Origin of the sequence: Flavisolibacter nicotianae, assembly GCF_003628535.1 — a bacterium.
Taxonomy (GTDB): domain Bacteria; phylum Bacteroidota; class Bacteroidia; order Chitinophagales; family Chitinophagaceae; genus Flavisolibacter; species Flavisolibacter nicotianae.
Genome location: NZ_RBCI01000002.1, coordinates 72246 through 94965 on the forward strand (window position 1 = coordinate 72246; position 22720 = coordinate 94965).

Annotated in this window: 19 protein-coding genes; 8 read left to right on the forward strand and 11 right to left on the reverse strand. The window is 52.4% G+C overall.

Annotated features, from left to right (window positions below; all coding sequences use genetic code 11):
* Positions 1 to 33: 33 nt before the first annotated feature.
* On the forward strand, positions 34 to 4074 hold the full coding sequence (locus D6024_RS05215) for a hybrid sensor histidine kinase/response regulator transcription factor (RefSeq protein WP_121353550.1): 4041 nt from the start codon (positions 34 to 36) through the stop codon (positions 4072 to 4074).
* A 98-nt stretch (positions 4075 to 4172) separates the two neighbouring features.
* Positions 4173 to 5612 carry an arylsulfatase B gene (locus tag D6024_RS05220; RefSeq protein WP_121353551.1) on the forward strand — a complete coding sequence of 480 codons (1440 nt, stop codon included), beginning with the start codon at positions 4173 to 4175 and terminating at the stop codon, positions 5610 to 5612.
* A 137-nt stretch (positions 5613 to 5749) separates the two neighbouring features.
* Here D6024_RS05220 and D6024_RS05225 read toward each other — a convergent pair whose 3' ends face one another.
* The 4 genes from D6024_RS05225 to D6024_RS05240 all read right to left on the reverse strand — a co-directional run bounded on the left by D6024_RS05225 (position 5750) and on the right by D6024_RS05240 (position 8551).
* Positions 5750 to 6463, reverse strand: coding sequence for an alpha/beta fold hydrolase (locus tag D6024_RS05225; protein ID WP_121353552.1), 714 nt, complete (start codon positions 6461 to 6463; stop codon positions 5750 to 5752).
* Positions 6464 to 6528: 65 nt separating this feature from the next.
* Complete coding sequence (locus D6024_RS05230; RefSeq protein WP_121353553.1) at positions 6529 to 7377, reverse strand: methylated-DNA--[protein]-cysteine S-methyltransferase; 849 nt, start codon at positions 7375 to 7377, stop codon at positions 6529 to 6531.
* A gap of 124 nt (positions 7378 to 7501) precedes the next feature.
* On the reverse strand, positions 7502 to 8011 hold the full coding sequence (locus D6024_RS05235) for a DUF421 domain-containing protein (RefSeq protein WP_121353554.1): 510 nt from the start codon (positions 8009 to 8011) through the stop codon (positions 7502 to 7504).
* A gap of 6 nt (positions 8012 to 8017) precedes the next feature.
* Entirely contained in the window at positions 8018 to 8551 is a 534-nt protein-coding gene (locus tag D6024_RS05240; protein WP_121353555.1) for a phosphatase PAP2 family protein, read from the reverse strand.
* A 379-nt stretch (positions 8552 to 8930) separates the two neighbouring features.
* Between D6024_RS05240 and D6024_RS05245 the strand changes: the two genes are divergently transcribed.
* From D6024_RS05245 to D6024_RS05265, 5 genes are all read left to right on the forward strand, one after another.
* Entirely contained in the window at positions 8931 to 10181 is a 1251-nt protein-coding gene (locus tag D6024_RS05245; protein WP_121354119.1) for a multidrug effflux MFS transporter, read from the forward strand.
* Between the two features lie 87 nt (positions 10182 to 10268).
* Positions 10269 to 10679 (forward strand): putative quinol monooxygenase, encoded by a 411-nt coding sequence (locus D6024_RS05250; protein ID WP_240409964.1) that lies wholly within the window; start codon positions 10269 to 10271, stop codon positions 10677 to 10679.
* A gap of 103 nt (positions 10680 to 10782) precedes the next feature.
* Positions 10783 to 11184, forward strand: a complete 402-nt coding sequence (locus D6024_RS05255; RefSeq protein WP_121353556.1) for a (R)-mandelonitrile lyase — start codon at positions 10783 to 10785, stop codon at positions 11182 to 11184.
* Between the two features lie 118 nt (positions 11185 to 11302).
* Positions 11303 to 12922 carry a Na+/H+ antiporter gene (locus D6024_RS05260; RefSeq protein WP_121353557.1) on the forward strand — a complete coding sequence of 540 codons (1620 nt, stop codon included), beginning with the start codon at positions 11303 to 11305 and terminating at the stop codon, positions 12920 to 12922.
* Positions 12923 to 13062: 140 nt separating this feature from the next.
* Positions 13063 to 13380: a heavy metal-binding domain-containing protein gene (locus D6024_RS05265; RefSeq protein ID WP_121353558.1), complete on the forward strand. Its 318-nt coding sequence runs from the start codon at positions 13063 to 13065 to the stop codon at positions 13378 to 13380.
* Between the two features lie 63 nt (positions 13381 to 13443).
* Here D6024_RS05265 and D6024_RS05270 read toward each other — a convergent pair whose 3' ends face one another.
* From D6024_RS05270 to D6024_RS05290, 5 genes are all read right to left on the reverse strand, one after another.
* Positions 13444 to 14535, reverse strand: coding sequence for a porin (locus tag D6024_RS05270; protein ID WP_121353559.1), 1092 nt, complete (start codon positions 14533 to 14535; stop codon positions 13444 to 13446).
* A gap of 11 nt (positions 14536 to 14546) precedes the next feature.
* Complete coding sequence (locus D6024_RS05275; RefSeq protein ID WP_121354121.1) at positions 14547 to 16511, reverse strand: KUP/HAK/KT family potassium transporter; 1965 nt, start codon at positions 16509 to 16511, stop codon at positions 14547 to 14549.
* 182 nt (positions 16512 to 16693) lie between these two features.
* The gene (locus D6024_RS05280; RefSeq protein WP_121353560.1) at positions 16694 to 17380 is read right to left on the reverse strand and encodes a response regulator; all 687 of its coding nucleotides are present in this window, start codon (positions 17378 to 17380) and stop codon (positions 16694 to 16696) included.
* Positions 17352 to 18437, reverse strand: coding sequence for a sensor histidine kinase (locus tag D6024_RS05285; RefSeq protein WP_121354122.1), 1086 nt, complete (start codon positions 18435 to 18437; stop codon positions 17352 to 17354). Before D6024_RS05285 ends, D6024_RS05280 begins: the two co-directional genes overlap by 29 nt.
* A 264-nt stretch (positions 18438 to 18701) precedes the next feature.
* A complete protein-coding gene (locus D6024_RS05290) occupies positions 18702 to 19400 on the reverse strand; it encodes a GNAT family N-acetyltransferase (RefSeq protein ID WP_162944560.1) in 699 nt (232 codons plus the stop codon).
* 284 nt (positions 19401 to 19684) lie between these two features.
* Here D6024_RS05290 and D6024_RS05295 point away from each other — a divergent pair, with 284 nt between their 5' ends.
* Positions 19685 to 20728, forward strand: a complete 1044-nt coding sequence (locus tag D6024_RS05295) for a sugar phosphate isomerase/epimerase family protein (protein WP_121354123.1) — start codon at positions 19685 to 19687, stop codon at positions 20726 to 20728.
* Between the two features lie 70 nt (positions 20729 to 20798).
* On the opposite strand, the gene D6024_RS05300 is transcribed toward D6024_RS05295, so the two are convergent.
* Positions 20799 to 21626 carry a phytanoyl-CoA dioxygenase family protein gene (locus D6024_RS05300; RefSeq protein ID WP_121353562.1) on the reverse strand — a complete coding sequence of 276 codons (828 nt, stop codon included), beginning with the start codon at positions 21624 to 21626 and terminating at the stop codon, positions 20799 to 20801.
* A 72-nt stretch (positions 21627 to 21698) separates the two neighbouring features.
* Positions 21699 to 22685 carry an adenosine deaminase gene (gene add / locus D6024_RS05305; RefSeq protein WP_121353563.1) on the reverse strand — a complete coding sequence of 329 codons (987 nt, stop codon included), beginning with the start codon at positions 22683 to 22685 and terminating at the stop codon, positions 21699 to 21701.
* Between the last annotated feature and the right edge of the window lie 35 nt (positions 22686 to 22720).

The following is a 22720-nucleotide window of genomic DNA, read 5'->3' on the forward strand; positions in this document are numbered from 1 at the left end:
CCTGGTTTCAAACAGCAAATCAATCCTGCTTTTATGAAGTGCAATTGGCGTGAATGGAGAATGATCTTAGGTAGTGTTTGCCTCTTGCTGCTGGGCACCGCCGCCGGGGCGCAGCAGATCCTCTTTCGGAACTATTCGGTTTCGGATGGCCTGTGCTCCAACACGGTCTGGTCCATTGCGCAGGACAAGGAAGGCTACATGTGGTTTGGCACCAAGCATGGCCTCAACCGCTTCGACGGCTATGCGTTCAAATCGTACCAGTTCCGCAAAGACATTCCCGGTTCCATCGGCAACAATTTCATTCACGCCATCTGCCGTTACGACGACAAGAACTTCTGGATCGGCACGGAAAGTGGCGTTTACAATTTAAATCTCGAAACGGAGCGCTTTACACCGGTGTCCATTGCCGGCGATGACCTGGTTTTTGACCTGCTTCGCGATAGCAAGGGAACTCTATGGATCGCCACCAAAAGCAGGGGCTTGTACGGCTACCGGCCAGGCGATAAAAAGCTGGTTCATTTCACGGCAAATGCCGGCGGCGGCTTGTCGCTCAACCAGGTTAGGAATCTGGAAGAAGACAGCCGGGGACGAATCTGGATCGGCACCTTTGGCGAAGGCGTTGATGTGCTGGATCCTGCCACGCAGCAGGTGGCGCATTACAAAACAACATCGACGGATGCCGGCACCGGCATCAACAAGATCATTACCCTGTACAAAGACCTGCAGGGAAATATGTGGGCCGGTTCGCTGGGCGGGCTTGCCGTGTGGTATAGGGACGGTGGCCAGGCCGTTTTTACAAACGGAGCACCCGGCTCTATCAGCGACAACATCGTACGGGCCATTTACCAGCCTTCGCCGGACAAACTGTACGTGGGCACCGAAAAAGGTCTCAACATACTGGACACCCGCACCCAAACCTTCACGGCCTACACCCACAAAACCAACGATCCGCACAGCATCAGCGACAACGCGGTTTATTCCATTTACCCCGACCGGGAAGGCGGCACCTGGGTGGGTACGTTTTTCGGCGGGCTGAATTATTTCTCCACCAAGGGCTCCCGCTTCGAGCTGTATTACGCCACCGGCGAAAACAACACCCTGTCGGGCAATGCCGTCAGTTGCTTCCTCGAAGACAAACCCGGAACTTTCTGGGTGGGAACGGAAAACGGCGGGCTGAATTATTTCGATGCTCACGCCAAAACCTTCCGGCATTATCCCTTCACCGCGTCGCAGCAGCCGCTGTCCTATCACAACATCCACTCCCTGCTCAGGGACGACCAGCAGAACCTCTGGATCGGGACCTTTAGCGCCGGGTTGAACATTTACAACCCGGCAACCGGGCGGGTAAAAAAATACCAGCATGACCGGCTCGACACGACCTCGCTCAGCAACAACAACATCTATGCACTGTACAAGGACAGGGACGGTGTAATCTGGGTAGGCACCACCGAAGGGTTGAATGTTTATGATGCAAAGACGGATGCGTTTCACCGCGTTCGCGACAGGGGGTTGGACAAGAGCCTCGTCTACGGCATTTACGAAGATCACAATGGGTTCATCTGGTTTATTACCTACGATCTTGGCCTGGTCGGTAAAAACAAAAAGACGGGCAGGTGGGTGCAGTACACGGCAGGGAACCAGCCCAATGCACTTAGCTCCAACAAGCTGATTTCGCTCCTGGACGACCAGGCAGGCAACCTGTGGATCGGGACGGAAGGCGGTGGACTCAACTGTTTCAACCTGCAAACAAAAAAGATCACCGTTTACAACGAGCCGCAGGGCATCAACCCCATTGTGTACGGCATCCAGAAAGACGACAACAACAACCTGTGGCTGTCGACGAACAATGGCATCACCCGGTTTTCGCTGCAGACCGGGAAAACCAAAGTGTTTACCAACCTGGATAACCTCCAAAGCCCGCAGTTCAACTACAACGCCTCGCTGAAAGCAGCCGATGGCAAAATTTATTTTGGCGGCATCAACGGCTTCAACGCCTTTTATCCCGATAGCCTGGCAGATGCCGTGACCGTCAGTTCCCCGGTCATTACCGCCTTTAAATTGTTCAACAAAGACATTGTTCCCGGCAGTGAGGATAGCCCTTTGCAAAAGCTCATTGGCTTTGTAAAGAAGATGACGCTGTCGCACGATCAGTCGGTCATCAGCTTTGAATATTCTGCGTTGAGCTACCTGGCGCCGGAAAAGATCCAGTATGCCTACCTGATGGAAGGCTTTGACAAGAGCTGGAACAATGTGGGCAGCCAGCGCAAAGCCACGTACACCAACCTGCCGCCCGGCACCTACACGTTCAGGGTCAGAGCCACGGATATCGACGGGAACTGGAACGGGCAAACAGCCAGCGTGCAGATCGTGGTAAAGCCGCCCTTTTACCGCACGACGGCCGCCTACCTGTTTTATCTCTTGCTGCTGGCGGCAGCAGTGGTGGCCTTCCGCCATTACCTGCTGCGGAGAGCCCGGAAGAAAAACGAAGCCCGCCTGGAGCGGTTGAACGTGCAACGGGAAAAAGAGTTTTACAACCAGAAGATCGAGTTTTTTACCACCATGGCCCACGAGATCCGCACGCCTTTGTCGCTCATCATTGCACCGCTGGAAAAGCTGCTGACGGCCGAAGAGTGGAAGCCCGAGGTGCGGGAGCAGCTTAGCATCATGGACGAAAATTCGGACCGCCTGCTCAACCTCGTGAACCAGCTGCTGGATTTCCGGCGCATCGAAAGCGATATCTATACCATCCGTACCGAAGAACTGGAGCTGATTTCGTTTATCCATTCCCTTTATTCGCGTTTTTCGGCGATCTCGTTTCAAAAAGGCGTAAAGTTTTCCCTGGCAACCACCATCAACCGCCTCGATGTGGATGCCGACCCCGAAGCCCTGACCAAGATCCTCACCAACCTGCTGATCAACGCCTTCAAGTTCACCCGCAGCAAAGTGGAGCTCCGCATCAATGACGTCACGACCGGGGAGGACGAGAAGGAGTATTTCTCCATCAGCGTGGCCGACGATGGGATGGGCATCCCGGCGGACCAACTGGAAAATATTTTCAAAGCCTTCTACAAGGTGAATGACAACAACCAGAATGTGGGCGGCACCGGTATTGGGCTGGCACTGGCCAAATCACTGGCCGAAAAACACGGCGGCCAACTGCAGGTGGAAAGCCGCGAAGGCGTGGAAACCATTTTTACGCTGCTGATTCCCTACCGCTGTCCGGCCGGCGAAGCCACCGAAAGCAAGCCGGAACCGGCAGTGGCCGACGAAACCGAGGGCAAGCCTGCCGTCCTGGTCGTGGAAGACGACCTTTCCCTGCAGGCCTTTCTTGCCAAAAGCCTGCGGGCTGAAAATTACAAGAGTCTTTGTGCGGCGAATGGCGCAGAGGCCCTGCGGTTGCTGGAAACGCATTCGGTAGAACTGATTCTTTCGGATGTGATGATGCCCGAAATGGACGGCATTGCTTTTTGCCGCCAGGTTAAGAGCAACATCCAATACAGTCATATCCCGCTGGTTTTACTCACGGCCAAGGGAAATTCCGACGCCGAGATTGCGGGCATTGAAAACGGTGCCGACGCCTACATCACCAAGCCGTTCAAATGGAAACACCTGACGGTGGTGATGAAGAACCTCCTGGATTCAAGAGCGAAGCTGAAAAGCAAATTCACGCAGCAGCCCTTTGCCGACGTGGCCACGCTGACCACCAACACACAGGATAAAAAATTCATTGAAAAGCTCATCGCCATCATTGAAGAACGCATGACCGATTCGCAACTGTCGGTGGAAGAGCTGAGCCGCGAAATGGCCATGAGCCGCTCCAGCCTTCACAAGAAGCTAAAGGCCATGTCGGGCCATGTGCCCAACGAATTCATCCGCCTGATCCGGCTGAAGCATGCGGCGAAGTTGCTCCTGGGTGGCGAGCACAATATTTCGGAGGTTGGCTATTTGGCCGGGTTCAATTCACCCTCGTATTTCTCGAAATGCTTTCTGCAGCAGTTTGGCGTTACGCCAAGCGAGTTTTCGGAGAAGCAGGCCGCAAAGCCCAACCACAACCTGGAGGATATCCTGGGATAAGTTTTTGTGCGGCGACAATTGTGTTAGTCTCTTCGACAGGCGTGACAGGAAACCGTTGTCCCTTGTATTACTATTGTTGACCGTTAGCTATTTGTTGTATGAACCCAAGACCTTTCCTGTTGCTCTTATTCTTCGCCCTCGGCTTTGGCTGGCTCTGTGCCGGTGCCCAGTCGGCAAAGCATCCCAACATTGTCTTTATCCTCGCCGATGACCTGGGCTGGGGAGATGTGGGTTTTCATGGCAGTGAGATCAAAACTCCCAACCTGGACCGGCTGGCAGCGGAAGGCGTGGTGCTGAGCCGTTACTACACGGCACCCATTTGTTCGCCAACAAGAGCCGGTTTGATGACGGGGCGCTACCCCAATCGCTTTGGCCTGCGGGCCACCGTGGTGCCGCCCTGGAGCCAGTTTGGCGTGGACACCACCGAAGAGTTCCTGCCGCAAATGCTGCAGCAGGCCGGTTATGCCAACCGGGCGGTGATCGGCAAGTGGCATCTCGGGCAGGCGAAAAGAAGATACCTGCCGTTGCAAAGGGGCTTCACCCATTTTTACGGACACTACAACGGCGCCATCAACTATTTTACGCATGAGCGGGAAGGTGAGCTGGACTGGCACAACGACGAGGAAACCTCGTACGACAAAGGCTATTCGACGGACCTGCTCACCGACGAAGCAGTGCGTTGCATCCAAAGCTATTCAAAGCAAGGGGCGCCGTTCTTTGTTTACGTGGCGTACAATGCGCCGCACGGTCCCCTGCAGGCAAAAAAAGAGGACCTGCAGTTGTATGGCTTTGACGAAAGCAAGCCTTTGTTTGGCAAGAACGGATCGATCGGCGAAATCGACAAGGCCGACGAAGGCCGCGGCAATTCCCAACGGCAAACCTATTCAGCGATGGTTAACTGCATGGACCGTGGCATCGGTCGCATTCTTCAGGCCCTGAAAGAACAAGGACTTGAAGAAAATACGCTGGTCATCTTCCACAGCGACAACGGCGCGGCACCCAACGAAGGCGGCACGAGCGGCGAACTACGCGGATTGAAGTTCCAGGAATGGGAGGGTGGTGTCAGGGCGCCGGCGATCGTTCGGTGGCCGGGTGGATTTCGGGGCGGGAGAACCGTCGATGGGGTGATGGGCTACGTTGACCTGGCGCCAACGCTAAGGGAGATCACAGGCCTTCATTCTGCCCCGGCAAAACCGTACGATGGTGTCAGCATGCTGGCCGCCTGGAAAGGACAGAAAACAAAAAAGAATCGAGAACTCTACCTCGGTTACGGCAGCATCATCTCCAACAACTGGAAACTGGTAAAAGCCAATGCCGGCAACCCGAAAATGGAAGCAACTGAAGATCTTTTGTTCGACATTGTAAAAGACCCGTCTGAAAAAAATAATGTGAAGGCGGCGCACCCCGATGTGTATGCAGAACTCCTGGAAAAAGTAGCCGCTTACGACGCCATCAAACCCGCCGTGGAAGTACCGCCTTATGGCCAGGGACGCAAGGGGTACAAGGCGCCCAGGGAATGGAAAATTACGGAAGAATAAGAGCCGTCCACAACAACAACGCTGCCTTCGTCATCAACCTGTTTTCACATAGCAATCGTTAAGCCCTTTGTTTCTACAAAGGGCTTTTTTTAAGTAGGGCTGTGGCTGCGACTCCGGCGGGTTCGAAAGCCAAAATCCTATACATGTAGCAGGATATCCACCAGTTCCCTGGGTTTGCTGAAAAACGGCGAGTGACTTGTTGGCAATTGATACACGTTCTCACACGGCATTTCGGTATACATTTTCCGTTGGATAAACGGCGTGACCGCCCTGTCTTCCGTACATTCAATGTATACCCTTGGCACGCTGCCAAAATTTTCTTCGGTTAGTTCAAGCGGTGTGATACCCGATTCGACCGGTTCGTGGCTCAATAAAAGTTTTGCCAGTGCTGTGATGTCCTCATCGCAGTCGTGGTATAAACCTTCGCGGTAGATTTTGGGCTGCAGGGTGTGGGAAGAGGTTTCCGGGTGTTGCGTAACATAAGGTTTCAGCCAGCCTTCCGTATCCTGGAGCGAATACTCCCGCTGCGTTTTGCCGTTCGGAATTAAATAGGCCGCGAGGTAAACCAGTTTCTCAATTTTGCCGGGACGGTATTCTGCTACTTGCGAGATCATGATGCCGTTCTTGCTGTGGCCTACCAGGACGACTTTCCCGGGAATTTCATCAAGCAAGGCGCACAGTGTCTGCACCGTGTTTTTCATTTTCACGTCCCCGATCGGCGTCTTGTCACGCCCCATGCCCGGGAGGTCGACGGCGATGGCCTGGTGACCTGCTTTTTCCAAAAGCGGAATAACCTTGTGCCAGTTCCAGGCACTGTGCCAGGAACCATGAATTAAAACGAATGTTTTCATGCTAGTTGTTTTCTGCTGCAAAAGTGAACCACAGGCTTAGCGATGGCAACCCGGATCTTGCTGTTTTAAACAACCGTCGAAACCTTTGCCGCTTCCCAGCCGATCATGGCTGTTTTGCGGACAGGTCCCCAATGATAGTTGCCAAAGGTGCCCGCGGATTGAATGACGCGGTGACAGGGAATAATGAACGCAACCGGGTTTTGCCCGATGGCCGAACCAACGGCCCGCAATGCATTCGGGTTGTTGATTTGTTCGGCGATGGTCTTGTACGTTGAAAGCGCACCGGCCGGGATTTTCAGAAGCGTTTCCCATACTTTAAGTTGAAAGGCGGTGCCTTTTAAGTGAAGCTTGATTTGATAGAGCTGACTCCAGTCGTGCGTAAAAAGATAAAGGGCATTTTGCTGTATGCGATCCACCACCTGTTTGTACGAAGCATTGGGAAAATCCTGCTGCAGTTCGTGCAGTGCTTTTTGTTCATCGTCGGCAAAGGCCATGTGGCAAATTCCTTTTTGCGTGGAAGCTACCAGGATGGTTCCAAAGGGACTTTCGGCATAACTGTAGTTGATGGCAAGAGCAGCCCCACCGTTCTTGTATTCACCGGGTGTCATTCCCTCGATCCCGATAAAAAGATCGTGCAGCCGGCCCGTCCCGGACAGCCCGGTTTCAAAGGCAGCATCAAACAACGTGGTACCTTTTTCTTTCAACCTGTTTTTTGCATACTCAACGGTCAGGAACTGCAGGAACTTTTTCGGGCTAACTCCCGCCCAGTCGGAAAACAGGCGCTGGAAATGGAAAGGGCTCAGGTGTATTTTCTGTGCAACTTCTTCCAGCGTCGGTTGTGTTTTGAAGTTTTGCGTGAGATAGTCAATGGCTTCGGCAATGCGGTTGAAATTGATCGTCTCTTGCGGGTTCATGGCTGCTTTGTTTGTACCACAAAACTAGCTTGCCGGCGTGCTCCGGGAAACCCGGTTCTTGCGGAAGTGGAAAGCACACAAAAGAAAATTATCTTCAGGAGCCTTCGTTCTCACAAAAAAGAAACTATCCTGCCTCAGACCCCTGTTCCCGGCGCTTGACAAAACTGATCTCTCCTGTCCGTTCCAGATACACGTCCTTGATTGAATCCAACGCTTCCTCCTGTACGGTAAGGCGCAGTTCTTCCAGCACATCCTGCTCCGAAATCCCGGCTTTTTTCAGGTTGGCTGACCGGAACCGGCCATTTTCAAACAGAACCATTCGCCGGCCTTTCACGGCATCGCCAAACCATTTGCTGTACACCGACAGGCGGGAAAGGGCCTGGTGAATGAGCAGGATAACGATCACCGAAACCACCGTTGAAACAAAAGGCGTGGCACCGACTACGCCACGGCTGATGATGGCGCCGATCAGGAACGTGATGATTTTGTCGAAGCTTTCGCCCTTGCCAAAGGGACGCATGCCCGCAAGGCGCAGCAAAACAAGTGTGATCAAAAACATCACAGCCGACCGTGCGGCAATTTCGGCAAGGCCAATGTCTTCTTTCACGCCCCACCAGTGAATAGGATCTGTCATAATTTTTTATCTTAAATACACCGGGCGGGTTCTGTGTTTTTCCCGCTCTTTCGCCAGCCGGTTTATGAGAAGAGAGGCCAGTTTCACCGATGCAAAACCAACAACTGCTCCTGAGAGCACATCGGACAGCCAGTGCTTGTTTTTATACATCCGCAAAGCGCAAACTCCAAGCGCCGGCGCATAACCGGCGAAGGCCGCCAGCAGGGGCTTGTCCTCCAGTTCGAGCGCCAGGGCAGCGGCGCCCATGAAGGCCGTGGCGGCATGGCCCGACGGGAAGGAATTTTCTTTGAACGAGAAGTTGGGGCGAACATGGTGGGTCAGGCGTTTGAGCGACAGCACTACAGCTTTCTGCAAGCCCAGCGACACGAAATACACCAGGGCTTCGCGAAGAACAGTGTCTCTTTTTTTTCGCACCAGCGCCGAAGCCAGGGCCAACCCGGTTGGCATCCATTCGAGCAAGCTGTCAACGTGTGTGCGAACAACAGGATGCTTTCGGTGAATGAATAACTGCGTCAGCTCATCGATTTTCTTTACTGTCATACACTTCAGTTTTTGCCTCTCTTTCGTTTCCGGGAATCGCTGTTCTCAACGGATCAAAGCCAGTGCCAAAATAATTTTGTTCTGCACCGGCACGTGCATCGTCAAACAAAGCAAACCAGGCAGGTGTTTTCACCAACCGGAAGCGGTAAGAACCGGGGCGATTTCACCTTTAGAAATTTTTGTACAGGCAGGCGATGGGCACAAGCAGGTAGCGGCAGGAGGTTAGCGCAATAACGCGACGGGCTGCCGCAAAAAGATTTGCATTTTATCTGAAATGGTTTGATAACCGGTAGCAGCGGAGGCCGGGACGAAAATATCTTTGTGGCCTGATAAATGATGGAGTGCCACGTTCCTGATCTTGTCGCTTACCATTCATACGATGCCGCATACCACGACCAATAAAAAATTTCCTGTCATCCTGATCATGGGACTTCTTACCGCCATCGGCCCTTTATCGATCGACATGTACCTGCCCGCCTTCCCGTCAATTGCCAGAAGCCTTCATACGACGGTGGCGGAGGTAACGCTTTCTCTCTCCAGTTTTTTTATCGGCATTTCCGGCGGGCAGTTGATCTATGGTCCCCTGCTGGAACGGTATGGAAGAAAAAGGCCGCTATACTTTGGACTTAGCCTTTATTTCCTGGCCTCTTTTGGTTGTGCGCTGGCCCCGTCGGTGAATAGCCTGATTGTATTCCGGCTTTTCCAGGCACTGGGCGGCTGTGCCGGGATGGTGGCTGCACGGGCAATGGTGCGGGATCTTTTCGACGTAAAGGAAAATGCCAAAGTGTTTTCCATGCTGATGCTGGTGGTGGCTGTGTCGCCGATCATTGCACCGACGCTGGGAGGTTATATCACGGCTGCGTTTGGATGGCGCTATGTCTTTGCCGTTCTCATTCTTGTGATCCTGCTGATCCTGATCGGCACGCATTTTTTCCTGCCGGAAAGCAAAAAGCCGGACCCCTCGTTTTCCTTGCGGCCGGCCTCCATTCTGAAAAATTTTGCGTCGGTTTTGCGCCACCGTCAGTTCATGACCTATACGCTGACAGGTGCCATTTCCTATGGCGGCCTGTATGCCTATGTTGGCGGTTCGCCATCGGTGTTTATGGAACTTTTCAAGGTGAGTGAATCGGCATTTGGATTGATCTTCTCGCTGGTCGCTGCGGGAATCATCGGTGCCAGCCAGTTGAACAACCTTGCGTTACGGTATTACCCGGGCGAAAAGATCATCCGCTTTGCCTCCTTCTGCCAAAGCCTGCTTGGGATGTTGTTTGTTTGCCTGGTTTTGCTTCACTGGAACAACCTGGTGCTGACCATTTTGTTTGCCCTGCTTTTCCTGGGTTGCCAGGGTTTTGTGTTTCCCAATGCAACGGCACTTGCCCTGGCGCCCATGGGGCACAATGCGGGGAATGCGTCCGCATTGATCGGCGCCATCCAGATGTCCATTGGCGCAGGAGCCGCTGCCGTCATCAGCCTTGTCCAAAACCAAACGGCCCTGCCGATGGCGATCGTGATGACGAGTTGCGCTGTCGTGGCTTTTCTTGTTTTTGTATTCGGGCATAAATTTCTGCTTCAGCGTGTCGACGAATCCCTGCTGCAGCAACGGGATGTGGAAATGGCAACGACACTTTAACGTGCATCCCTGCGGGAGAGGAAAAGGCAAGGCGGCAGGGCAGCAGCAATCGGCGTAAATTCGCTGACACGATCAAACAGGAGCACTATGAATAATTCAATAGGTGCATTTTATCATTGTCTCTTACCCTTTCTTTTCTATATGCTGGCCGCTTTTTCAAGTCAAGATGCACTTGCGCAGGAGAAAAGCCCCTACGTCCGGGTTGCCTCGATCGTTGTCGATTCGGCACGTCTCGACAGCTTCAGGGCGGCCATTAAGGAAGGGATTGAAACCGCCGTCCGCACCGAGCCCGGTGTCCTGAGTTTGTATGCGGTGTATGATAAGAACAATCCTGCGCATGTAACCGTCTTCGAGATTTATGCAAGTGAACAGGCCTACCGCCTGCACATCCAGACGGCCCATTTTACCAGGTACAAGGCGGCGGTGCAGGACATGGTAAAATCGCTCGTGCTGACAGATGTGATACCGATTGCGCTGGAGGCCAAGTCCAACCGGTAACGGCGGCAGAAGACCTGACCGGGCAGGGTACACAAAGAGATAACGAACATTCAAATCACGAATCGCAAACCCGGCGATCATTACTTAACAAAAAGGAGTCATTATGGAAATTATACGAATCGGTTCACAGCCTTCCGGTAAAGGTCCAGGCGATTGGTTTACCGGCGCCGTACGCATCGATCCCCTGTTCCAGCCGAACGAGGCAAGACGTGCCGCCGCTGCCGCGGTAACATTTGAGCCGGGTGCCCGGACGGCCTGGCACACGCATCCGTTGGGCCAGACCCTGATCGTTACAGCAGGTTGCGGCTGGGTGCAGCGGGAAGGTGGCCCGGTGGAAGAAATACATCCCGGCGATGTCGTTTGGTTTGAGCCGGCCGAAAAACACTGGCATGGGGCAACGGCAACGACCGGCATGACGCACATTGCCATCCAGGAAAACCTGAACGGCAAAGTAGTCGAATGGATGGAAAAAGTAACCGACGAGGAGTACAACCACCCGCGGTAAGCATACTGGCAGCGATGATTTTTTCCGGGAAGATCGACGCTCCAGGCAGGCGATTGCATAAACTGTCACAGAAAGTCCGGACCGGGGCTTTCGTTATTTTTATCAGAATAAAAAGCACATGCAAATCGTCTTCATTCAATATATTTTTCTCATCCTGATCATCCTGGCACTGGTGATGGTTGCCAACAAACTTCGGTTGGCTTATCCGATTGTACTGGTCGTGGGCGGGTTGTTATTGAGTTTCACATCTGTTTTCTCGTATATCACCATCGATCCCGACCTGGTGTTCTTTATTTTTCTGCCGCCGCTTCTTTACGATGCCGCCTGGCAGGTGTCGTGGAAAGAGTTCTGGAAGTGGCGAAGGGTCATTACCAGTTTTGCCTTTCCGATCGTCATCATCACCTCGTGCGTCATTGCATTTGTCTCCAACGCCATCATTCCCGGCTTTACGCTGGCCCTGGGGTTTTTGCTGGGTGGAATCATTTCGCCTCCGGATGCGGTTTCGGCCACCACCATCATGCGCCAGGTAAAAGTTCCGCGGTCGCTCCTCAGCATCATCGAAGGCGAGAGCCTGCTCAACGACGCCTCCTCACTCATTGTTTTCCGGTTTGCGCTGGCGGCCGTGGTCACCGGGCAGTTTCATGTGGGAGAGGCTGCCATGAGCTTCGCCCTGGTCATTGCAATGGGCATTCTCATCGGGCTGGTCGTCGGGGCTGTGTTTTATGCCGTTCACCGCTTGCTGCCAACCAATTCCAACATCGAAACGGTGCTGACTCTCCTGGCGCCTTACTGCATGTACTATGCCGCGGAGCACTTTCATTTTTCAGGCGTTCTTTCTGTTGTTTGTGGCGGCCTTCTCCTGTCGAACCGCCGGCAGGACATGCTAAGCTACAGGAGCCGCCTGGAAGGAATCAACGTTTGGGCAAACGTGGTGTTTGTGTTGAACGGGCTGGTGTTTTTGCTCATCGGGCTCCAATTGCCAACGATCGAAAACCAGTTGGGAACAATCAGTACGGTCCGGGCCATCGGTTATGGCCTGGCTATTTCCGCCATCCTGATTGTTACCCGTATGCTGTGCACCTTCGGCGCTTCGCTTTTCACCCGTATGGCCAGTCGTTTCATCACCGTGGCCGACCCCGAACCGGGGTGGAAGGCGCCGCTGATTACGGGATGGGCAGGAATGCGTGGCGTGGTGTCGCTGGCTGCTGCATTATCCATTCCTTTACTGATCAACGGCGGGCAGGCGTTTCCCTACCGCAACCTGATCCTGTTTATCACCTTCATCGTTATCCTCGTTACCCTTGTGCTCCAGGGCCTGACGCTTCCGTGGCTGATCCGCAAAGTGGAAATGGAAGACAAGTTCTCGCCGCTGAGCGACCAGCAGCAGGAGTTCATCATTCAAAAGAAGATTGCCCAGAGCTCATTCAACTACCTGCAGCAGAAATACGGCGATGACCGGCTGCAAAACGACCACCTGAAAAACCTGCTGACGCGGTTGCAGCTTGACCTGAATTTTTTCGGCCAGGATATCGACGCGTTGAACAGCGCTAACGGCAACACCTTGTCGGATTACCGGCGCATTTACCTGGAACTGCTGGAAGAGCAACGAAAATTGCTCCACCAGATGAACCAGCGCACGGAATTCGATGAAGAGTTGATCCGGAAATACCTTGCCCTGATCGATTTGGAAGAACTCAAGGTACGGGAAAAGCGGCTGCAGGAACGCGAAGAGAACTGACAGTTTTGGCAACAGGAATTGATGTGTGCTTTTTTCTGGCCCAAATGTTCTGTACTCCCCTTGCATCATTCCCCTGTCTCGTGAGTCATGTTCGACTTTCTGCCGTTTGTGATTGTTTATCTTTCCCTGAAAAATTACGCATGTTGTTAACGACAACACCTACCATCGAAGGCCGGCCCATCCGGGAGTACCTTGGCATTGTGACGGCAGAAACCATCATCGGCGCCAATATCGTCAAGGACCTTTTTGCGGGTATCCGCGACATTGTCGGCGGCCGCAGCGGCACGTATGAAAGAGTGATAGAGCAGGCCCGGGTCAATGCCCTGCAGGAGCTGGAAGCAAAGGCTGCGCAGATGGGGGCGGATGCTGTGGTGGGCATCGATCTTGACTTCGAAACCGTGGGCAGTGGCGGCAGCATGCTGATGGTCGTGGCCAGCGGCACGGCGGTGAGACTTTGATGCCGGTTGGCAAACGGTGGCTTCCAATGCCCGGATAAAAGCCGATCCTGGCAAAGAAGCCTGTTAAAAACTGACCGCTATGGACGTGGCAAGCCATGTGCTGTTGGTTGTCAACACCCGGTTTCTTTTTTCAAAGATCTTGTCTTTGCTGTTCAGTGTTCTTGCCTCGATACGCCATAACAGATTTGCCTTTATGCTGAAGTCGAAATTGAGCGAGTAGCCCACTGTTTGAAACCCGTTTGCAGTTCGTGTGGGGATCACGACGCCCTGCTTGTCGGAATAAAATTCGGACCTTGCAGTCGCTGCTACTTTCTCATTCAGTTGATACCTTGCGATCACTACCGGTGCATACCAGCTATCCATTTTTACACTGCCTTTTGACTGCTGCTCCATTCCAGCATCTATTCCCGCGATGAGTGAAAATGCTTTGCTGATGTGGAAAGTGCCATAGATGTTTTGGAAGTATCGCCATCGCCTTGCACTATCCGGCTTATCGTTACCAATAAACGTACTCCAGTTTAGCGTACTCCTCGCCGACGGTTTGTAGGTGACCTGGGTTCCGAATGCGGGAGTGGTATTTCCATCCACCCGTTTTATTCGTTGCCAGCCGTTCAGCAGCAAAAGGGCGAGGTACCATTTCTCCTCTTTCGTGGTGTAGCCCAACTTCAGGCCTGCTTCGTAATAGGGAGAGTTTTCTGCCAGGATGCTTCTTGTAAGAGTAGGACAATCTTTCCCGACAGCGCTTTCAAAACCGATGTGCGAGGGTAGGATACCTGCATCGAGCCAGAGGTTTGATTTTGCCGACAGCTTTACGCCAATATCGGCTTCAAAAATATGCCGAAGCACCTCCGGCTCTGCCGCCAAATTTGCAACCGCGTAGGTGCCTGTCATCAGGGCAAGATTCGCTCTTACCCTATCTTCCGAGTAACTGCCTTTGATCCATCCCAGGTTGAGGTTGATCTCACCGACCCTGTGGTAGCTATACAGGAAAAATGGTTGGGTATTGTTCAACGGCCTGTTGAAGTTATAGAGATAATACACTTCGGCATAGGCCGTAATCGTTACCGGTTTTGTTGTGTCTTGCGCTCCTGCCGTAATCGGAAAAATTCCCCAAACCAACCCTGTCAACACATCGATGGCGAACGATTTCTTCATCTCCTTCAAATTTACCTTGACACCTTTACTTGTTTCAAAGAAATGTTCGCGACAGGTGCCACCACCAGGGGAAATTTTTCGATATCCACATTGCTTTGGTCCAGGCCAAATCCTTTTGCTTCGCTCAGGCTGTGGCCTTTGATCCAGAAATGAAATTTCATCACCAGGCGTTCAAAGAAGGGCAGTTCATTGTCTTCCGACAGGAACTTTTCCATTACCACAAACTGGATGTCGCCGACCGGGTTAAGGTGCTGCAGTCTTTCGTATTTGCTTTCAACATGCACCTTGCCTTCTTTCACCAGATCTTCCACAACTTTCCGGAACAGCAGGTTTATTCGTGGCTGCACCCTGAAGCCTAGCAGGAACTCAACCCTGATAATATCGTTGGGAATGATTTCCGTTACCTTGTATTCACTTGTATAAGGGTCGTCAACCGTGTGCACATGTACAAACCAATAGATATCGGCCCGCTTTGGCTTGCCGCTAAGGATGGAATAAATGATTTTATGCTCCACCTCCTTTGGATTGTCGGCACTGGTAAGGTAAACCAAATGGGTTGCGTATTTGGGAACGGTTGTATCGTTGCTTAGTTCTTTCAGCATGGGCAGGTAATGTTCCAGGCGTACAAATTCAACATACCTGTTCTTGATCTTTCTTGCCCGGTACATGACATACATTACGGCAATAATGCCGAATTCAAAAAACAGGAACATCCACCGTTGTTTTATTTTGGCGATGTTGGCAACGAAGAACGAAATTTCGACCGTGAGAAAAACAGCGAGGATCAGGCTTATCAGTGCAATGTGCCACTTCCTGACAAACTTCATAAAGTAAAACATCAGGATGGTTGTCATCAGCATGGCAATGGTGATGGAAAACCCGTAAGCTGCTTCCATCTTGCTGCTTTCCCTGAAATACAGCATCACCGCTATACAGCCAAACCATAAAATGAAATTAATACTTGGGATGTAAATCTGGCCCCGGACGACAGTCGGAAATTTCACCCTGACTTTTGACCAGAAGTTTAGCCGCATGGCTTCGCTGATCAGGGTAAAGGAGCCGCTGATCAAAGCCTGGCTGGCAATGATGGCTGCGGCAGTGGCGATGAAGATGCCAATGATTAAAAACCATTGCGGCATGATTTCGTAGAACGGATTTAAACCGTTCAGGTGACCATCTTTCCGCATCATCAACCATGCACCCTGTCCGAAATAGTTGAAGAGCAAAGCCGTCTTTACAAATATCCAGCTGATCCGGATGTTACCCCTTCCGCAGTGCCCCAGGTCGGAGTACAAAGCCTCCGCACCTGTTGTGCAAAGAAAGACGGAACCCAATAGCCAAAAGCCTCCCGGATATTTCGCTAACAGCTCATAGGCATAGACCGGACTGACGGCTTTTAAAATGGATGGATAAATCGCAATAGAATTCACTCCAAGTACGGCCAACATGACAAACCAGAGCAGCATAATCGGACCGAAGGAACTGCCGATAAGGTTTGTGCCAAACTGCTGAAAGAAAAACAGCAGCGAAATGATCGTGACAATAATACCGACTGTCAGCATGTTGCCCGGTGCGATGAGGTGTTCTAACCCGTGGACACCGCTAAGCCCTTCTATGGCAGAAGCAACAGAGATGGGGGGTGTAATGATGCCATCGGCCAGCAACGTCCCGGCGCCAATGATGGCCGGTATGTACAGCCATCTTCTGTAACGGCGCAGCAAGGCAAACAGGGAAAAGATGCCGCCTTCACCCCGGTTATCTGCTTGTAATGTCAGGATGATGTATTTGAACGTGGTCTGCAAGGTCAGTGTCCAGAACACACACGAAATGCCGCCGTAAACGAGGTGTTCCGATATTTCCCGCTTGCCGATAATTGAGCTCATGACATACAAGGGCGATGTGCCAATATCGCCATAGATAATGCCCAGTGCCACGATTAATCCTGCTGCTGTTGCTTTATTGAAATTCTTGTTCACGTTTGCGATTTTATGTTGAAAGGCTGTTGACATTTTAAAGCAGTCGAAGTTTTGCGATGACCAGGTAGAGAAGTGCCAGTGCGATAAGCCATGCCACAACGATCGTTAGAGTATCGCACAGGAGTTCCCCTTTCGAAAAATGCTTCTTCGATTTCATGGTGAGACAAACTGTTGAATGATGGTTATTCTCTTGCTACGAATCGGTACCCTACGCCTGCTTCCGTTACAATGTATTCGGGGCGGTTCGGGTCATTTTCCAGTTTTTTCCGCAGTTGTGCCGTAAATACCCGCAAATACTGCGACTGGTTGATAAAGCCGGGTCCCCAGATTTCCCTGAGCAAATAATGATGGGTCAGGACCTTGCCTTCGTTCCGTGCCAGGAGCGACAGCAGGTTGTATTCTGTTGAGGTGAGTTTGACAAACTCGCTGTTCTTTTTCACTGTGCGTGCCGACAGGTCGATGATCAAATCCCTGCACTTGATCACCGGGATGCTTTCTTCACCGTTGGTGCTTCGTAGCGAAGAACGGATGCGGGCTAAAAGCTCTCCTGTACGAAATGGTTTTACCAGGTAATCGTTCGCTCCGTTGTCCAGGGCTTTGATGATGTCTTCTTCGCTGTTTTGAACCGATAAAATAATGACCGGGTTGGTGTACCACTCCCGTAATTTCTTCAGTACCTCATGCCCGTTTTCATCAGGCAGGCCCAGGTCAAGAACAATCAAATCGGGCGGATGATTGGCGGCCATGATGGTTCCCTCTTTGGCTGTGGCAGCCTCCTTTACCGCGTAGTCGTTGCTTTGCAGGGTTATCTGCAGCAACTTGCGTATCTGCACCTCGTCATCAATGACTAAGATTTCTGCCCTGTTCATTTTGAAATTTTAAATGCGATGTTTCCCCTTTTATCGAAATGGTAAACTTCGCGCCGCCAGTTTTCACGTTCTCCAATGTAATGGTGCCATTCAGCGCTTCGACAAAACCCTTTACGATGGACAGCCCCAATCCCGTGCCGCCGGCGGCGGAATGCTTGAGCCGGTAAAACTTTTCAAAAACATAACCGATTTCATTCTCCGGAAATCCCGGTCCGTTGTCCTCTACAACAAGTTCCAGCACGTCAGCATAGGCGGTGGCCCTTATCCAAATGCTGCAATCGGCCCCGGTATACATGGCTGCATTGTTCAAAAGGTTGTACAGGATCTGTTCCAGCATTCCTTTGTCTAACCTGAAAAGCGGAATGCCGGGGTGAATCGTGATGTGTATCTGCTGGGCAATGTGATTTTCTTCCACCCGTTTTACGGCATCATAGATGATTTCCGAAATGTCGCACCAGTCTTTTTTAGGTTGAATAAAGCCTGCTTCGATCCGCGACATATTCAAAAGGTTATCGACTTGCTGGTTCAGCCGGAACGAAGCTTTGGCAATTTCGGAAATCAGTTCGCTTTTGTGCACAGCATTCAGTTTTGCATTTCCGGCCTGCAGGTTATCGGTCGCAGCAATGATCGTGGAAAGGGGAGTCCGCAATTCATGTGAAAGCGAATTGAGCAAGGTGTTATAGAGTTTTACGGTAGCTGCTTTTTCTTCCCGCTGCCTTGCCAGTTTTTCGATCTGCCGGATTTTATAGGTGAGAACCGCATTGACCAGGGCTATCACAAAATACATCAGCAGCAGAATTACATCTTCGGCAGAACTGACTTGCAGGGTGAAGTGTGGTGGAATGAAAAAATAGTCCCAAATGAACGCACTCAGGACGGCAGCGGCAAGAACCGGAAAAATGTCCAAGGTGATGGCAAGAAGTGAAACGGAAAAAAGTAAAATAAAGGCAACCACTCTGTACCCGATAACTGCTGACAGGCCATAGCAAACAATTGAAACAAGACAAACAAACCCGATGCTTATCATTAACTGTTTTGCCTTGCTTATCCTGTTCATAAAAAGTTCCATCAGTTGCTGTTCGCGATCAAAGAACAAAAGTAATTGGGCTCGTATAAAAGCGCTATAAAAGAAGACCCGGCTTCTATAAAGATTTTATAAAGACAGGCTGCCCTTTCAGCAGGAATGAAAATCTTCCGGTTCGTCGCAATGGTGCGTCAATTGCCTGCCCCGTTGAATGTTCTGCCTGTTTGTAAAACTTCGCTACTGTCGCCGGTATTGCCTCTTGCTCCCGCGTTTAACGCTTGCAAGAACTTTTATTTCTTAGACGGTTGCCCTTCGCCGTTTGCGTCTTTTCATGAAATAAAAATTCATGGGGCCGCGAACGCGAAAACCCATGCGTTGGTAAAGTGCGATGGCTCTTTCGTTGTCTTTCCGCACATGTAAAAACGGCGTTTGCTCCCGTTGCAGGATCAGGTTGGCCTCGTGCTGGACAAGCGCAAATGCATAGCCCTTGCCCAGGTAGTCGGGGTGGGTGCACACGGCGCTGATTTCGGTGAACGACTGTACGTGCAGGCGCTGGCCGGTCATCGCCACCAGCCTGCCGTTTTCGAAGATGCCGAAGTAATGGCCAAAGGCGATCGTTCGCGGACCAAAAGGACCGGGCTTTGTCAGTGCCGCCAGTTCCATCATCTGCTCCACATCTTTTTCCTGCAGCGCAATCGGTTGGATGGAAGCCGGTGCGGGTTTCCAATCTTCCAGGATCATCTGCAGTCCCTGGGCTTTTTGCAGCAACTGCCAGCCCCGTGGTGTACGGGTGTGCAGGGGAGTGGCCGAAAGCACTGCACGTCCTTCCGGCAGCAGTGCAAAAAGTTCGTCGAATCCGTTGTGGTAATCATCGGCAATGCCCACGAAAGGGGAAACAGCCGCGTCGAAGAATTTGACCTTCTCTGTTCCCTGGGCAAGGTGCCGGTCTCCGGACGCCAGTGCATGGTAAACAGGATTGTTCATCAGTGTGTTCACGCCGCAAAGATATTTAACCGGACAGCAGGTAGCCGCAACACGAAAGCATGGTGAAATCCAAAAAATTAATCACACGCATAACCGAAACGAAATATCTTTAAGAGGCCTTCGGCGGAGAAGTCGTTGTACAGCGAGGCGCCCGGAAGAAGCAGGTTTTTTTCGCTTGTTGCAAGGCGGCAAAATCGTTCCGGCACCAGCCGGTTTCGTTGGTTGCGCAGAAGGGCCGAATGGCTACCTTGTCGAATTGCTTGTTCATTCACATCACCGATAAACGCAATACATTCATGGAAAAAAAGTCAACCCGCCGCCAGTTTTTAGGAACGGCAACCACCCTTGCTTCCGGGGTCCTGCTCGGCAACCGCCTGTTTGGTGCTCCGGCCATTATCCGGGAACTTCGAAATTCCCGCTCGCTGGTCAATGGCGTACAGATTGGTGTGATCACCTATTCGTTTCGCGACCTGCCCGACCAGAGTGCCGAAGCCACATTGAAGTACATTCTCGAAAGCGGCGTGAATGCCATCGAGTTGATGGGCGGCCCTGCCGAGTCGTTTGCCGGTGCGCCGAAAAACCCGGTCGATTTCCGGGCTGTCATGCCGCTGATGCGAAAGCGGTTCAACAAGGAAACCCTGACCGAGTCGGAGCAGAAAGAGCTGGCCGACGTGGATGCCCGGAACAAAGCCTACCGGCAGGAGATGGCGAAGTGGCGTCTTTCCGCACCGATGGAAAAATTTGAGCAGATGCGCAAAATGTACAACAGTGCAGGCGTGCAGATTTATGCCTTCAAGCCCGATACGTTTGGCCTGCAAAGTTCCGACGCCGAAATCGATTACGGCCTGCGTGCGGCAAAGCTCCTGGGTGCCAGCCACGTCACCCTCGAACACCCGGGCAACGATGCCCATACCCTCAAACTGGGACAGATGGCGCAGAAGCATGGCCTGCGGGTGGGGTATCATGGCCACGAACAGCAAACCCCCACGCTTTGGGATACGGCCCTGTCGCAGTCGCCGGCCAATGCCATGAATTTGGACCTGGGTCATTTTATCGCCGCCGGCAATACCGATCCGCTGGGGCTGATCCGCGAAAAGCACGACCGCATTGCCAGCATGCACATCAAAGACCGGCAGACACCCGCACATGGCAAAGGCAATTTACCCTGGGGACAGGGCGATACACCCATTGCCGACGCCCTGCGGCTGATGCGGGACCAGAAGTATTCTTTCCCCGCTACGATCGAACTGGAATACCCGGTTCCGCAGGGTTCCAGCCCGATGGCAGAAGTGCGGAAATGCCTGGCGTTTTGCCAGAATGCACTCAGTGGAAAAGCCTGACCGGAAAGGAGAGGCCTGGCTACCAGGCGGCGGGTTTTCCGGTTTGTGGTGACGAAAGCAGGCGCACCAGCTAATACGAAAACAGCAAAGGGTTCAGCGGCGTGTCGATCACATCGCCCACGACCGCACCCGGGCACCAGGTGTTCCAGTCGTTCACCTGGTTTTTGTTTTCGGGTTGTTTCAGCCGCATATCCCTGTCCATGTAAATCACGGTCATTACCCGCCGCATAGCGGCCGTATTGTTGGCGCCGGCACGGTGAAACACCCAGCCGGAGTGGAAGCTGATCTCACCGGGTTCGAACGGTTCCACCACGTGTTTGAAGTCCGTTACCCGCAATTTCTGCTGAATGGCTATTTCACTTTCGTCGCCGATCTCCAGCTCGCGGCCATCAACGATCTGGTGGCTCCCGGCGCTGAATTCCAGCGGACCCATTTCCAGCGGTGTGGCCTGCAAGGGCATCCAGGCGGTGACGCTTTTGTCCGTTTCCAGCGGCCAGTAATACTGGTCGGCATGCCAGGGGGTAAAGCCGCCACCGGGTTCTTTGTACAGGGCCTGGTCGTGATAGAGCCGTGCGCCTTTTGTCTGCATCAGGTCTGTGGCAATCTTTGCCAGGCGTTTGCTGAAGACAAGGGCTTGAATGCGCTCGTCTTCCCGCCAGAGGTTGAAGAGTTGTAAAAAGGCTTTGCCATATGTATCGCGTTGTGTCAGGGGCCGCTCTTCGCGGCTCATTTCCGCTACTTTGTCGCTGATGACTTTTGCATAGAAGGCCAGCGTTTCTTCGTTCAGCACACCTTTCAGCTTGCAATAGCGGTTGGCATCATAAAACCGGATTTGCGCATCGATCAGCGGGTAGGGTTCCGCCAGGAAGGAAAGAATGGAAGAAGGAACAGTTTGCATGCAGGAAAGATTTCTGAAAAAATAGGGATTTTCTGTCGGACTCTTCTTCCTTCCGGGAAATGAGTTGCCGGCCTACCGGTAGGCTTGCTCGATGACCTGCCGCAGTCTTGCTTTTGTTTCCTCGTTCACAAACGCATGGTCAATGGCTTCGAGGTTGCATTTTTTGAAATGCGCCTTTGTCCAGCCGAAGATTTGGTGAAGACGGCCATACTCGCTGTCCAGCGTTACAGCGGAGATGGTGCGGGCATCGGTGTTAATGCCCAGGGAAACGCCGCTCCGGAAAAGTGTATCAACCGTATGGTCTTCGATGGAAGGGTACACGTTCGTCTGAACATTGCTGGTAGGGCAGACTTCCAGGTGAATGTTTTTGTCTTTCAACAACTGCAGCAGTCTTTCGTCCTCGCTGCTGCGCACGCCGTGCCCGATGCGCAGGGGATGAAAATTTTCCAGGGTTTCCCGCACGCTTTCGGGGCCTTTGGCTTCGCCGGCATGGGCCGTGCAGGGAATGCCTTTTTCTTTTGCATAAGCAAATGCAGAAAGGTGGTTGTCGATCGGGAATCCCGCTTCGTCTGCGGCAATGTCGAAGCCTGCCACACAGGTTCCGCTAAACTGCTCTACCAGGCCAACCGTTTCGAGGCTTTGCGCTTCGGTGTAGTGGCGAAGGGTGCACAGGAGCAGTCGTGCCTCCACACCGGTTTGCGAGATGCCTTCCGCCACCGCATCGTTCACCGTTCTGACCACGTCGGCCGCCGTCAGTCCGCCCTGCAAATGCTGCAACGGGGCAAAGCGGATTTCGGCATAAATCACGTTGTCGGCCTCCAGTTGCTGAAACAAATCCAGCGTTACCAGGCGAAGCTGTTCCCTTGTTTGCATCAGTTCGATGCCTTTCACTGCGCGGCTGATGTAATCGGCCAGGTCGGTGCATTTGGCCGGCGCAACAAACGACCGCCGGTATTCTTCCTCCGTAACGGAGGGGGCCAGTTGCCGCACCACGTCGTAGCTGAGCGAGCAGTCGAGGTGCAGGTGCAATTCGATTTTGGGGAAACGCGAATAATCCATTCTCGTGGTATTAGGCTGTTTGAAACTGGATGGTT

Coding starts and splice junctions, on each gene's coding strand:
- D6024_RS05215 (WP_121353550.1), top strand. CDS start 34: ATGAAGTGCAATTGGCGTGAATGGAGAATGATCTTAGGTAGTGTTTGC.
- D6024_RS05220 (WP_121353551.1), top strand. CDS start 4,173: ATGAACCCAAGACCTTTCCTGTTGCTCTTATTCTTCGCCCTCGGCTTT.
- D6024_RS05300 (WP_121353562.1), bottom strand. CDS start 21,626: ATGCAAACTGTTCCTTCTTCCATTCTTTCCTTCCTGGCGGAACCCTAC.
- D6024_RS05260 (WP_121353557.1), top strand. CDS start 11,303: ATGCAAATCGTCTTCATTCAATATATTTTTCTCATCCTGATCATCCTG.
- D6024_RS05230 (WP_121353553.1), bottom strand. CDS start 7,377: ATGAACCCGCAAGAGACGATCAATTTCAACCGCATTGCCGAAGCCATT.
- D6024_RS05250 (WP_240409964.1), top strand. CDS start 10,269: ATGAATAATTCAATAGGTGCATTTTATCATTGTCTCTTACCCTTTCTT.
- D6024_RS05270 (WP_121353559.1), bottom strand. CDS start 14,535: ATGAAGAAATCGTTCGCCATCGATGTGTTGACAGGGTTGGTTTGGGGA.
- D6024_RS05245 (WP_121354119.1), top strand. CDS start 8,931: ATGCCGCATACCACGACCAATAAAAAATTTCCTGTCATCCTGATCATG.
- D6024_RS05265 (WP_121353558.1), top strand. CDS start 13,063: ATGTTGTTAACGACAACACCTACCATCGAAGGCCGGCCCATCCGGGAG.
- D6024_RS05285 (WP_121354122.1), bottom strand. CDS start 18,437: ATGAACAGGATAAGCAAGGCAAAACAGTTAATGATAAGCATCGGGTTT.
- add (WP_121353563.1), bottom strand. CDS start 22,685: ATGGATTATTCGCGTTTCCCCAAAATCGAATTGCACCTGCACCTCGAC.
- D6024_RS05240 (WP_121353555.1), bottom strand. CDS start 8,551: ATGACAGTAAAGAAAATCGATGAGCTGACGCAGTTATTCATTCACCGA.
- D6024_RS05280 (WP_121353560.1), bottom strand. CDS start 17,380: ATGAACAGGGCAGAAATCTTAGTCATTGATGACGAGGTGCAGATACGC.
- D6024_RS05235 (WP_121353554.1), bottom strand. CDS start 8,011: ATGACAGATCCTATTCACTGGTGGGGCGTGAAAGAAGACATTGGCCTT.
- D6024_RS05295 (WP_121354123.1), top strand. CDS start 19,685: ATGGAAAAAAAGTCAACCCGCCGCCAGTTTTTAGGAACGGCAACCACC.
- D6024_RS05255 (WP_121353556.1), top strand. CDS start 10,783: ATGGAAATTATACGAATCGGTTCACAGCCTTCCGGTAAAGGTCCAGGC.
- D6024_RS05225 (WP_121353552.1), bottom strand. CDS start 6,463: ATGAAAACATTCGTTTTAATTCATGGTTCCTGGCACAGTGCCTGGAAC.